The organism is Limnohabitans planktonicus II-D5 (genome assembly GCF_001270065.2).
Taxonomy (GTDB): domain Bacteria; phylum Pseudomonadota; class Gammaproteobacteria; order Burkholderiales; family Burkholderiaceae_C; genus Limnohabitans_A; species Limnohabitans_A planktonicus.
In genome coordinates, this window is the sequence record NZ_LFYT02000005.1 from 189195 (window position 1) to 201772 (window position 12578).

Below are 12578 nucleotides of genomic sequence, written 5' to 3' on the forward strand. Positions count from 1 at the left end.
ATTTGTGATGGATCAACGGCTCTTGATCATGGTGCCGAAGGCCTGCTCGGACAGGACTTCGAGCAGCATGGCATGGGGCACGCGGCCGTCAATGATGTGCACGGCATTGACGCCGCTCTTGGCTGCATCCAAAGCGCCCGCGATTTTGGGGATCATGCCGCCGCTGATGGTGCCGTCGGCGCACAGCTCGTCGATGCGGTTGGGCGTCAGTTCGGTGAGCAAGTTGCCTTCTTTGTCGAGCACGCCCCGGATGTTGGTCAACATCAAAAGCTTTTCGGCCTGCAGTACGGTGGCCAGTTTGGCGGCCACCACGTCGGCGTTGATGTTGTAGCTCTCATTGTTTTCGCCAAAGCCGATGGGACTGACCACCGGGATGAAGGCGTCGTCCTGCAGGGCCTTGAGGATGGACGGGTCAATGCTGAGGATGTCGCCCACTTGGCCCACGTCCAGCTCTTTGCTGGGGTCTTGTGCGTCGATCAGGCGCAGCTTCTGGGCGCGGATCATGGCGCCATCTCGACCCGTCAGGCCCACGGCCTTGCCGCCTGCGCGGTTGATCATGCCCACGATGTCTTGCTGCACTTCGCCGCCCAGCACCCACTCGACCACTTCCATGGTTTCGGCGTCGGTCACGCGCATGCCTTGCACGAACTCGCCTTTTTTGCCCAAACGGGTCAGGGCATTTTCAATTTGCGGGCCGCCGCCATGCACCACCACCGGGTTCATGCCCACCAGCTTGAGCAGCACCACATCTTCGGCAAAGGCTTGCTGCAGGGCCGGGTCGGTCATGGCGTTGCCGCCGTATTTGATGACCAGCGTTTTGCCGTGGAACTTGCGGATGTAGGGCATGGCCTGCGCCAGGATCTGGGCTTGGTCGTGGGGCGAGACTGTGGCAGCAGCAGTGGTGTCGGTCATGGTGCGAAACGTGTTTTTAAAAAGAGGAAGACGCGTTGAAAGTGATTGTGCCGCAAGGGGTCTGCGCGCTCAGAGGATTTCGGCCAGCATGCGGTCCACGCCTTGCTGCCAAGGAGACAGCACCAGACCGAAGGTGTGCTGCAGTTTGTGCGTGTCCAGCCGGGAGTTGAGCGGCCGCTTGGCGGGCGTGGGAAATGCCGAGGTGGGCACGGGTGCAATCTCGGTCACTTTCAGACCAGCGTCTGTTTTGAGCTTTCGGGCCTGTCCGATCACATGGCTGGCATAGCCGTGCCAACTGGTCACCCCGGAAGCCACCAGATGGTAGACCCCGCTCAACGATGCATCTTGTGTTTGCATGGCCTGACGCACGGCGTACGTGGTCACGTCGGCAATCATGTCGGCCCCGGTGGGTGCGCCGTGCTGGTCGTCAATGACGGTCAAACGCTCGCGCTCGGCCGCCAGGCGCAGCATGGTTTTGGCAAAGTTGCCGCCGCGTGCGGCATAGACCCAGCTGGTGCGAAAAATCAGGTGCTTGCAGCCGCTGGCGGCAATGTGTTGCTCACCTTCGAGCTTGGTCTGGCCATACACGCTCAGCGGCGCTGTGGCGTCGGTTTCTTGCCAGGCTTGCTGGCCTTGCCCGTTGAACACGTAGTCGGTTGAGTAATGCACCAGCCAGGCGCCGACTTCAGCCGCAGCTTGTGCCAGCGCTTGCACAGCGGTGGCGTTCAGGCAGCGGGCCAGCTCGGGCTCGGACTCTGCCTTATCGACCGCCGTGTGGGCTGCAGCGTTGACGATGACGTCGGGCCGCCAGTCGCGCACGGTTTGCGCCAGCTGTTCAGGTTGGCTCAGGTCTCCGCAATAGTCGGTGCTGTGACGGTCCAGCGCCAGCACTTGGCCCAGTGGGGCCAGGCTGCGTTGCAACTCCCAGCCGACCTGGCCATTTTTTCCCAAAAGCAGAATTTTCAAAGAAAGCTCCCAAAGTCATCGCGAGGAGCGAAGCGACGTGGCGATCCATGGATGACCAAACTTCGCTCGCCATGACGCATTCATGCGTACTGCTTGCTCACCCAATCGCGGTAGGCGCCGCTTTGCACATTGCTGACCCATTGCGGGTTGGCCAGATACCACTCGACCGTTTTTCGGATGCCGGACTCGAAGGTCTCTGCAGGCTTCCAGCCCAACTCGGCTTCAAGCTTGCGGGCATCAATGGCATAGCGGCGGTCGTGGCCGGGGCGGTCGGTCACGTAAGTGATTTGGGTGGCGTAGCTGCTGCCATCGGCCTTGGGGCGCAGCTCGTCCAGCAGCTTGCACACGGTGTTGACGATCTCGATGTTGGGCTTTTCGTTCCAGCCGCCCACGTTGTAGGTCTCGCCCAGACGCCCGGCTTCGAGCACGCGACGAATCGCGCTGCAGTGGTCCTTGACGTAGAGCCAATCACGGATCTGCATGCCGTCGCCGTACACCGGCAGCGGCTTGCCCGCCAAAGCGTTGACGATCATCAGCGGGATGAGCTTTTCCGGGAAGTGGTAGGGGCCGTAGTTGTTGCTGCAGTTGGTGGTGAGCACTGGCAAGCCATAGGTGTGGTGCCAGGCACGCACCAGGTGGTCGCTGGCAGCCTTGCTGGCGCTGTAGGGGCTGTTGGGCTCGTAACGGTTCGTCTCTGCGAAAGCCGGATCGTCTTTGGACAACGAGCCGTAGACCTCGTCGGTGGACACATGCAAAAAGCGGAATGCCGATTTTTCCTGCTCGGGCAGAGCCGACCAGTAACCGCGCACCGACTCCAGCAAGCGGAAGGTGCCGACGATGTTGGTCTCGATAAAGTCACCGGGGCCATGGATGGAGCGGTCCACATGGCTTTCAGCAGCGAAGTTGAGCACAGCGCGGGGCTGGTGCTCAGCCAGCAAGCGGCTGACCAATTCGGCATCGCCGATGTCGCCCTGCACAAAGATGTGCCGCGCATCGCCTTGCAGGCTGGACAATGTTTCCAGATTGCCTGCATAGGTGAGTTTGTCGAGGTTGATGACGGTTTCCTGGCTGAGTGCCAGCCAGTCGAGCACGAAATTGGCGCCGATGAATCCGGCCGCGCCGGTGACAAGAATGGTCATGGGTTTTTTGGAGTTGAGAACGCAGCGGGATGCAGCGTTCGTTTTTTCAGGATTTTAGAAGCTTTGCCAAGGTCTTCCGGTTAAAGTCAGGCCTTCTGGAGAAACTTCACCATGGCCAAAACAACCAGCAAAGCCACCAAGACCTCGGCTGAACAATCCAGCAGCATGCCTGACTTCAGCGTTCAATCGGCCCACAACATCTGGCTGGCTGGTTTGGGCGCCATGGCCAAAGCGCAAGAACAAGGCAGCAAAGCCATGGAGGCCCTGATCAATGACGGCTTGGCCCTGCAACGCAAAAGCCAAGCCGAAGCCCAGCAACGCCTCCAAGAAGCCACCGAACGCCTGACCCACATGGCCAGCGACCTCGGCCAACAGGCCGCCGTGCGCGTGGACAAACTCGAACACCTGTTTGAAGACCGCGTAGCCAAAGCCCTGCACCGCTTGGGCATGCCCACCTTGCTGGACATGCAGATGCTGACGGCACGCATCGAGCAACTTGAAGCGCAACTGAACGCAGCCCAGGCCGTCGCCTCCCCCTCTGCACGCACAGCCCAAACTTCCGCATCGACGCCAAAGCCAACAGGCGCCAAAACAACGAAATCTGCATCCAAACCTGCGGCTAAATCGGCCAGCAAATCGGCCAGCAAATCGGCCAACAAAGCGGCCACCAAAACCCTGATCAACAAGTCCCCAAAGTAAACAGCGCTTCGTTGCCCAGCGTTCGACATGGCCAAGAAAGCCCCCCGCCGCACCGCCTTGCGCATTGCCGAGGTGACGCTGGAGTTGTTCAACCGATTTGGCGAGCCCAACGTCTCGACCACGCTGATTTCGGCCGAGCTGAACATCAGCCCCGGCAATCTTTACTACCACTACCCATCCAAGGACGCACTGGTCAACCAGTTGTTCGACCAATACGAGGCCGCCATGCTGGGCCTTTTGGATGCGGCGCCGGATGTGCGTGACATTGAAGACGCGTGGTTTTTCCTGCACTCCCTGTTCGAGCAGGTGTGGAACCACCGCTTCTTGTACCGCGACCTGAACAACTTGCTGTCGGGCAACCGCCATCTGGAGACGCATTTCCATGCGGTGCTGGAACGCAAAACGCTTGCATTCAGGCAAATGCTGGAGTCTTTGGCCTCGGTAGGCCTCATGCAGATTGACCCGGACAGCATTGAAACCCTGTCGGCCAGCATGTCGGTCATGGTCACGTATTGGCTCAGTTATGAATATGTGCGCAACCCCCGCCAGGCCATGGAGCCCGCCAGTGCCGGCCGGGCCTTGACTCGGGGTGCCCGGCATGTCTTGGGCTTGCTCACACCCTATATGGCCAGCAGCGAACTGCAAGCCCACCTGCAGACCCTGACTGCCGCCTACGGCGCGCATGCCAAGTAAAGCGCTCAAGGCCTGAGGGCCGAAGTTCAACCAAAACGATGCTGAGCCATGGCCAACAGGCCATCAAAAATGAGGTTGTCCACCAGATCGAATTGCAAGGACATGCTGGGTGCCATCTTCCAGCCTGCGCCACCGGTCATGACGCACATGGGATCTTGGCCTGTGTGTTCGCGCAGATGCTGCACCATGCGCTCGCAAGCCCCGGCAATGGCGTAGGTGCCGCCGCTGGTGAGTGCATCGCTGGTGTTGGTTGGAAAGGGGCGCACTTCGCCGGTAGGCACATGCAAGCCTGCGGTGCCTGATTCCAGCGCCCGAAGCATGATGCCGTGACCGGGCAAGATCAGCCCACCCAGAAAGCGCCCCTCGGCATCGATGGCCTCCACCGTCACGGCGGTGCCCACCATGACCACCACCAAAGGCCGCACCGGGCCTTGCGCCAGCATGCGCTGGCGCGCGCCAATCATGGCCACCCAGCGGTCTGAGCCCAAGCGAGAGGGGTGGTCATAGCCATTGGTGACGCCAGCTTCTTGGGCGCTGGGCACCACCCACTGAGGGGTGAAGTCCCACAGCTCCATTTGCTCCTGCACCCGGCGCTTGATGGCGTCGCCTGCCACCACGCAGCCCAACATGCGCTCGGGCGTTGGCAAATCTGCCCAAGCCCCTTCCGACAAACGGTCGATGTTTTCAAGGAATTCCGCGCCATGCGCCAACAGTTGGGCCTGTGGGCTGGGGCGGTCGTACAAAGCCCATTTCAAACGGGTATTGCCAACATCAAGGGCTAAAAATGTCATGCCCCGATTTTAATGAATTCAATTGTCTCGAAACTCAGGACTCGTCAACACCGGATGTTTGAGCTTTTCGAATTGCATCTTGGGCGTCACGCTCGGGTTGAGCGGGCACGTCCGTGCCGTCTACCTGAAGCAGCAAGCCCAGCAAACGTGCGCCATGTTCCACGGCAATGGATGCGTATTTGGTGTCGCCTTGCACCAGTGCGCTGGACAACAACTCGACCCGCTCATAAGAGTGGATGTTGCCCGACACCTTGCCCGCCACAATGATGCGGCCCGCGATCACATCACCCAAAATTTCGCCGGTCGGGCCGATCACCACCGAGATGTCTTGATCTCTGGGGGCTTCGATGTTGCCGATCACTTTGCCGTCAATCCGCACGCTTTCCTTGAGCAGCAGGCAGCCGTGAATTTCGGAGTTTTTACCGATCAAGGTGTTGAATTTTTCCTGACTCATGACCAACGGGGTGTTGTTGGATTTTTTGTTACCAAACATTGGGTTTCCTTGTCTATTTAAACGGCATGATTCATTGCTTGGCCCATGCGGCCAGGGCCTTGGCTGGATGCATCGCCTGTCCCTTGTAAATCACTTCATAGTGCAAATGGGGGCCGGTGGAGCGGCCGGTGTTGCCCAGCAAGCCCACGGTGTCACCGCGCTGCACAACAGCGCCCTCTTGAACCGTGGCGGCTTTCAAGTGCGCATAGCGGGTCACAAAACCATCGGCATGTGCCACTTCGACCAGAATGCCATAGGCCCCGGCACGCTCAGAACGCAGCACTACGCCATTGGCCGTGGCTTGAATGGGTGTGCCCACAGGTGCCACAAAATCAATGCCTTCATGCATGCTGGGCAAGTGGGTCATGGGATCAGGGCGCACGCCAAAGGAGCTGGTCAGCATGAAGTCGTTGGACAAAGGCAGCGCTGTGGGCAGCTTGTCAAACCGTTCTGCGTCTTTTTGCCATTGCGTTTGTGTTTGGGCCATGGATTGCTCAAATTGCTGCAATTTCTGCGAAGCATGCGCCATTTGTTCGCTCAGGGGTTGGGCATGGGTGCTGCCCCAGAGGGGCAACAGCTTCAAAGGCCCACCGCGGCCATCTTGTGAAAGCGTTTTTTTGTCGGTGGGCGCACCCAACAAGCGCGCAACACCCAGGCGCACGAGCAACTCGTTCTTGGAAGACTCCAATTGCTCTAGCCGCTCGGACACGGCACCCCACTGCTGGTTGATTTCTTCGAGCTTGGCACGGTAAGCGGCTTCGACCTTGTCTTGCTCGCCCTGGCTGGTGACGCCGCCCATGCGCGTGGCCAGTTCAGGCGCGTATTCGACCGCGACACGCAGGCCCACAAAATGGAAAAGCACCCCCAAGGCGACCAAGAGCGTGGACAGGGCCAAAACGCCCACCAAGACGGTTCGGCCGGTGATGGACAGCGTCACCACTTTGGCTGTAGGTGCAGATACCCAGATCAACTGCATGAAAACTCCTGTGGCTGGCACACCTTGCTGGGCGTTGCAAACCTCAATCAAACGATTAAAAAATGACCACCGACACTTTTCGCACTTTTAAGGCGAAAAGAACCCTTTCACGACAAAAAAAATCAAAACCAATATTTTGGAAATGGATCTGTCATGAAAAAACAGAATCTAGATAACTTTGTAGCGTAATGGATAAACAGACTGGTCTGCAATCACCGTAAACCCTGAGATCAGTGCCAAATATCCACAAAAAATATAATAATGCCAAAAATATACATCAAAACCACATATTCAACATTAGCCAATGAGAGCATTCAAGATGTCGCAATGACTGATGTGCCCACACGCATGACCTCCACCCGCAAGCTCAGCCTTGCGGGGAACGCAGTGACCCATCAAATGACGGGCCGTTGGATGGGCACCACAGATTCATAGGCACGGGCAGCCCGCAAGACCAAGGCGTCACCAAACATCGGCCCCACGATCTGCAAGCCCATGGGCAGGCCACTGCGGGTCAGGCCACAAGGCACGGTGATGGCGGGTTGCTGGGTCAGGTTGAAGGGGTAGCTGAAGGGTGTCCAGCCCAGCATGGACACCGGGTTCATGGCGACGGTGCCGGCCGCACGCGCCTCAAATGCCGGAATGGCCACAGCAGGCGTGACCAGCAGGTCAAAGCGCTGCATGAACTGGCGCATGTGCGAACCCAACACGCCACGGCGTTGGTTGAGTTGTTGGATTTGCAAGGCGCTCAGTTGCGCGCCCAGCTCCGCCTCGGTTTGGAAGTCGGGGTCGGCCACGGCCTGCTGCTCGGCGCTCAAGCCCTTCCACACGGTGTAAGCACCCAAAAACCACAGGCCCGTGGTGATCTCGAGCGGGTCCTCGAAGCCAGGGTCAATCTGCTCCACATGCGCCCCAAGCGACTGCAGTTGCTGCACGGCGGCATCGACCGCAGCAGCGATCTCGGGGTGCACGTTCTTCGCATAACCCAAGGTGGGTGAATAGGCGATGCGCAGGCCACGGATGCCGTCTTCAAGGCCCACGGTGTAGTCGCTGGCATCTGGGGGCAGGGATGTCCAGTCCCGGGCATCGGGCTGCTTGAGCACGTTGGTCATCAGGGCCGCGTCGCGCACGCTCATGGTGTGCGGGCCCAAGTGGGCCACAGAGCCAAAGGGTGACAGGGGGTAGGCGGGCACGCGGCCAAAGCTGGGTTTCAAGCCCACATTGCCGCAAAAGGCCGCCGGAATCCGCACACTGCCCGCGCCGTCGGTGCCCACACCGATGGGCCCCAGGCCTGCCGCCACGGCAGCCGCCGTGCCGCCCGAGGAGCCACCAGGGGTGTGGTTCAGGTTCCAGGGGTTGCGGGTGATGCCGGTGGCCGGCGAATTGGTCTCGCCCTTGCAGCCAAATTCGGGGGTGGTGGTTTTACCCAATAAGACGGCCCCCGCCTCGCGCAGGCGGGCGGTGGCCGGGGCGTCCACATCCCAGGGCTGGTTCGGGTCCACCGTGCGGCTACCGCGCAAGGTGGGCCAGCCTTGGGTCAGGATCAGGTCCTTGATGGAGGTGGGCACGCCATCCAGAGCACCTACGGGCGCGCCTTGCTGGCGGTGGGCCTGCCAGCGCGCTTCGCTGGCGCGGGCGCTGGTCAGGGCCGCTTTTTCGTCCACCAAACAGAAGGCGTTGATTTGCGGGTTGACCCGCTCGATGCGCGAGAGGACCGCTTGCGTGACTTCCACCGGCGAGGCCTGGCCGCTGCGGTACAGGGCCAGCAGTTCGTGGGCGGGGGTCTGGGTCAGGTCGGTGTTTGTCTGGCTCATGCCGGTCTTTCTGGTCGGTGCGTCGATGGAAGTCCCGCGTTGGCGGACCGCAGGCCTCGCGGCCTGGCAGGCCCGCCCGATTCAGGGGCGGGTGCGGGTGTTCGGGCTGAGTTTTTTCCAGGGCAAGTCGCCCGGATCGGCCGCCATAGGGCCGGCCGCTTTGGCCACCAGCACACGGCTGGCGATGGGGGTGAAGTCGGCCCGGAAATGGTTGGAGCTTTTGACCACCAGCAGTTTCATCTGCTCGGGGTGGATGCCCACGGCGCGAAACAGTTCGCGGTCGAGCATCTGCATCTTGCCGCTGGCCACGGCGATCAGCACGCCGTCGATTTCAAGGCATGCACAAGGGCCAATGTGGGCTTTCATGCCCGTCATCATCGGGCCTTTGAGTTCGCAGTCATCCGGCCCCAAAGCCCGCACCGTAAAACGCCCTTGCAAGGGCGGGTCACTCGCCTCACCCGTGAAGGTAGGCACTGCTTTGCCCAAAGCCAGTTGCAGGCTGGCCCCGACCCCGGCGGCATGGGCCATGCGGGCAGCTTCGGGGTCGTACAACAAGCCCAGCGCCACCTGGCCTGGCCAGCGTTGGCCCGCGCCTTGTTGCAGCAATGCGTGCAGCATGCCCGTGGTGTTGCTGTCACCGCCTGCGCCCGGGTTGTCTTGTGTGTCGGCCATGACCACGGGAGCCGCAGACACCTCGGCTGTGGCCAGGGCTTGCGTGACTGCCTCGCGGGCAGGCAGCACATCGGGACGCCATTGGCCGGGTTCGGCCACGCGCTCGAACAAGCGCTGCACCGCAGCTTCCGCCTGCGGGCCATGGCCCCAAACCACCGGGCCACATTCGTCGAAGTCGGAGGCCGGAAAGCCCATGCAAAAACTGAGCATGCAGCCGGTTTGCGACTCCAGTGCGATCATCTCGTCGTAGAGGTCTTTGGCCGGGGCCATCCAGGTGCTTTGCGCGTTGAGTGGAATCAAAAACGGCAGGCGACGCGCTTGCATCGGGCGCTTGCCGCCTGCACGCAAATGCTCGCGCAGCAACATGGCGGCACGCTCGCCGGTCTCGGCCATGTCGATGTGCGGGTAGGTGCGGTAAGCCACCAGACCATCGGACACCCGCAGCATGCGTTCGGTCACGTTGGCGTGCAGGTCCAGACTGGCGACGATGGGCACGCGGGGACCGACCACGGCGCGGATGCGCGCGATGAGTTCACCTTCGCTGTCGTCGGCGTTTTCAGCTACGGCTGCGCCGTGCAAGTCGAGGTAAACACCGTCCAGGCCCTGCACCATGGCCGCTCGCACGTCTTCCAGAATGGCGCTGCAAATGCGCTCGAACGCATCTTGCGTCACATACGATGAAGGCGTGGCACCGGCCCAAGCCGAAGGCACCAACTGCCAGCCTTCGCGCCGGGCCGCATCGATGAAACCTCCGGCCGGAATATTGACCCCGGTCATGGCCTGAACCATGGCCTGCCCGCGCACATAGGCCGGAAAGGCCTCGCCGCTTTGGAAGGCGGCCCAATCGGCCTGGCTGGGGGCAAAGGTGTTGGTCTCGTGCTGGTAACCAGCGATCAGGATGCGGGTCATTCAGCGTCTCTCGTGTTCAATCCAAAGGGGGCAGTGCGGCGGGTGCGGCGTCAAACAGTCGCCGGGTGTAATCCTGCTGCGGATTGGCATACAGCTCGGTCGTGCGGCCCTGCTCCACGATGCGCCCCTGGTGCATCACGATCACGCGGTCGCACAGCTGGGCGGCCACACGCAGGTCGTGCGTGATGAACAGCAGCCCCAGACCCAAGCGCGACTGCGCCTCGCGCAGCAGGTTGAGGATCTGGGCCTGAACGCTCACATCGAGCGCACTGACGGCCTCGTCGGCCACCAGCACCTGCGGGCGGCAAGCCAGGGCACGGGCAATCGCCAGGCGTTGGCGCTGGCCACCGCTGAACTGGCTGGGGTAGCGTTTCAAGGCATCGACTGGCAAACGCACCTGCGCCATCAATTCCACCGCCAGTGCTTCGGCCTGCTCGCGCGACTGGCCAAAGTTCATCGCACCTTCAACCATGGACTGGCCCACGGTGCGGCGCGGATTCAGCGAGCGGTTCGGATCTTGAAACACCACCTGCACGCGGTGGCGCAATGGCCGCAACTGGCCCTCGGGCATGCGGGCCACGTCGTCGGCGTCCCACCAAATCTGCCCTTCTGTCGGGTCGATCAGGCGGATCAGGCAACGCGCAAAGGTCGACTTGCCCGAACCCGACTCGCCCACGATGCCCACCGTCTCACCGGCACGCACGGCCACCGCCGCATCCATCAGAGCCGCCGTGGGGCGGCTGCGGCCCAGCCAGTCGTGGCTGGTGTAGGTTTTGCCCACACCCTGACCCGACAGCAGGGCAGGCCCCTCGGGCTCGGGTTTGGCAGGTGGCGGCGTCATGCCCGGCACGGCGGCCAGCAGCTGGCGCGTGTACTCGGCGCGGGGGCGGCGCAGGACCTGCTCGCAGTCGCCGCTTTCCACCGCCTGGCCCTGGTTCATGACCAGCACCTGGTCGGCGATCTCGGCCACCACGCCCATGTCGTGGGTGATGAAGAGCACCGCGCTGCCCTGCTCGCGCTGCAGGTCGGCGATCAAGCGCAAAATTTCTTTTTGTGTGGTCACATCCAGCGCGGTGGTCGGCTCGTCGCAAATCAGCAATGCAGGCTTCAAGATCACGGCCATCGCGATCACGATGCGCTGCCGTTGCCCACCGCTGAGTTGGTGCGGGAAGCTGCGCAGCATGCGTGCCGGGTCGGGCAGCTTGACGCGCTCGAACACGCGCAAAATTTCGGCACGGCGCTGCTCGGCAGGCCAGTCGGTGTGGGTGGACAGCAATTCGTCGACCTGGTCGCCGCAGCTCATGACCGGGTTCAGGGCCGTCATGGGCTCCTGGAACACCATGCCCATGGCCTTGCCGCGCAACTGGCGCAAGCGCAGTTTGGACGCCTGCAGCAAGGACTCGCCTTGCAAAACGATGTCGCCCGCCACAGGGTCCAGCTCTTTGGGCAGCAGACCCATCACCGTGGTGGCCATGACCGATTTGCCCGAGCCGGACTCGCCCACCACGCACAGGGTCTGGCCCGGCAGGATGTCGAGCGACACACCGGTGATGGCGTGCGCCCGGTCACCGCCTGCAGGCAAGGCGACCGAGAGGCCACGAATGGACAGAACAGATTGAGAAGCGGTGGATGTCATGCGCCGCTCCGTTTGGCAAATTTGGGGTCCAGCACATCGCGCAGGCCGTCACCCAGCAAGTTGATGGCCAGCACCGTAGGCACCAGAAACAGCGCGGGAAACAGCACATTGCCCGGGTACTGGGTGAACTGCACCCGGCCCTCGGCCATGATGTTGCCCCAGGTCGGGATGTCGGCGGGCAAACCCAAGCCGAGGAAGCTGAGGATCGCTTCGGTCAGCACGGCGCTCGCCGCAATGAAGGTGCCTTGCACGATCAGCGGAGCCATCGCATTGGGCAAGATGTGGCGCACCAGAATGACCGGCGTGGGCGTGGCCAAAGCGCGGGCCGCCTCCACAAAGGGCTCTTCGCGCAAGGTCAGCACCAGCGAGCGCACCAGGCGCGTGACGCGGGGAATTTCAGGAATGGCAATGGCCACCACCACGGTCCACAGCTGCGCGCCCAGTGCCGCGACCAACGCAATCGCCAGCAAGATGGCGGGAATCGCCATCAGGCCGTCCATGAAGCGCATGAGCACCGCGTCAGCGAGTCGAAAGTAGCCCGCCAGCATGCCCAGCACGCCCCCCACGGCCAAGGCCACCGTGGCGGTGAACAAGCCCACCAGCAAGGACACGCGTGTGCCGTAGAGCACGCGGCTGTAAATGTCGCGGCCGAAGTTATCAGCGCCCATCCAGAAAGTGTGGGCCACGCTGGAGCCGTCGAGCAAGGCGAACTGCCCCACCGTGCCCGAGAGGGTGTTGATGTTGCCCGAGTCCATGGCGGCCGGGTCCACCGTGCCCAGCCAGGGGGCGATGGCGGCGATCAGAATCAACAGCACCAACACGCCAGACCCCAGACGGATCGAGGTGTTCGCCATCAGTTTGCGAAAAAGTTTGTTCAT

12 protein-coding genes are annotated in these 12578 nt (G+C 61.8%); 2 read left to right on the plus strand and 10 right to left on the minus strand.

Annotated elements, in window-relative coordinates; all coding sequences use genetic code 11:
• Positions 1 to 12: 12 nt before the first annotated feature.
• The 3 genes from argB to rfbB all read right to left on the minus strand — a co-directional run bounded on the left by argB (position 13) and on the right by rfbB (position 3017).
• Positions 13 to 912, minus strand: coding sequence for an acetylglutamate kinase (argB, locus tag H663_RS26615; protein ID WP_053168715.1), 900 nt, complete (start codon positions 910 to 912; stop codon positions 13 to 15).
• A 69-nt stretch (positions 913 to 981) separates the two neighbouring features.
• Positions 982 to 1878: a dTDP-4-dehydrorhamnose reductase gene (gene rfbD / locus H663_RS26620; protein WP_053168717.1), complete on the minus strand. Its 897-nt coding sequence runs from the start codon at positions 1876 to 1878 to the stop codon at positions 982 to 984.
• 80 nt (positions 1879 to 1958) lie between these two features.
• Positions 1959 to 3017, minus strand: a complete 1059-nt coding sequence (gene rfbB / locus H663_RS26625) for a dTDP-glucose 4,6-dehydratase (protein ID WP_053168718.1) — start codon at positions 3015 to 3017, stop codon at positions 1959 to 1961.
• Between the two features lie 111 nt (positions 3018 to 3128).
• On the opposite strand from rfbB, the gene H663_RS26630 reads away from it, so the two are divergent.
• Together H663_RS26630 and H663_RS26635 are read left to right on the plus strand one after the other, a co-directional pair.
• Positions 3129 to 3716, plus strand: a complete 588-nt coding sequence (locus H663_RS26630) for a phasin family protein (protein ID WP_083450991.1) — start codon at positions 3129 to 3131, stop codon at positions 3714 to 3716.
• A 27-nt stretch (positions 3717 to 3743) separates the two neighbouring features.
• Positions 3744 to 4409: a TetR/AcrR family transcriptional regulator gene (locus H663_RS26635; protein ID WP_053168720.1), complete on the plus strand. Its 666-nt coding sequence runs from the start codon at positions 3744 to 3746 to the stop codon at positions 4407 to 4409.
• Between the two features lie 26 nt (positions 4410 to 4435).
• On the opposite strand, the gene H663_RS26640 is transcribed toward H663_RS26635, so the two are convergent.
• The 7 genes from H663_RS26640 to H663_RS26670 form a co-directional block, all read right to left on the minus strand.
• Complete coding sequence (locus H663_RS26640; protein ID WP_053168721.1) at positions 4436 to 5200, minus strand: type III pantothenate kinase; 765 nt, start codon at positions 5198 to 5200, stop codon at positions 4436 to 4438.
• A gap of 34 nt (positions 5201 to 5234) precedes the next feature.
• A complete protein-coding gene (locus H663_RS26645) occupies positions 5235 to 5693 on the minus strand; it encodes a bactofilin family protein (protein ID WP_053168723.1) in 459 nt (152 codons plus the stop codon).
• Between the two features lie 31 nt (positions 5694 to 5724).
• Positions 5725 to 6669, minus strand: coding sequence for a M23 family metallopeptidase (locus tag H663_RS26650; RefSeq protein ID WP_133239974.1), 945 nt, complete (start codon positions 6667 to 6669; stop codon positions 5725 to 5727).
• 395 nt (positions 6670 to 7064) lie between these two features.
• On the minus strand, positions 7065 to 8483 hold the full coding sequence (locus tag H663_RS26655; RefSeq protein ID WP_053168726.1) for an amidase: 1419 nt from the start codon (positions 8481 to 8483) through the stop codon (positions 7065 to 7067).
• An 81-nt stretch (positions 8484 to 8564) separates the two neighbouring features.
• Complete coding sequence (locus tag H663_RS26660; protein ID WP_053168728.1) at positions 8565 to 10064, minus strand: M81 family metallopeptidase; 1500 nt, start codon at positions 10062 to 10064, stop codon at positions 8565 to 8567.
• A 16-nt stretch (positions 10065 to 10080) separates the two neighbouring features.
• On the minus strand, positions 10081 to 11700 hold the full coding sequence (locus H663_RS26665) for a dipeptide ABC transporter ATP-binding protein (RefSeq protein WP_053168730.1): 1620 nt from the start codon (positions 11698 to 11700) through the stop codon (positions 10081 to 10083).
• A complete protein-coding gene (locus H663_RS26670; RefSeq protein WP_053168732.1) occupies positions 11697 to 12578 on the minus strand; it encodes an ABC transporter permease in 882 nt (293 codons plus the stop codon). Before H663_RS26670 ends, H663_RS26665 begins: the two co-directional genes overlap by 4 nt.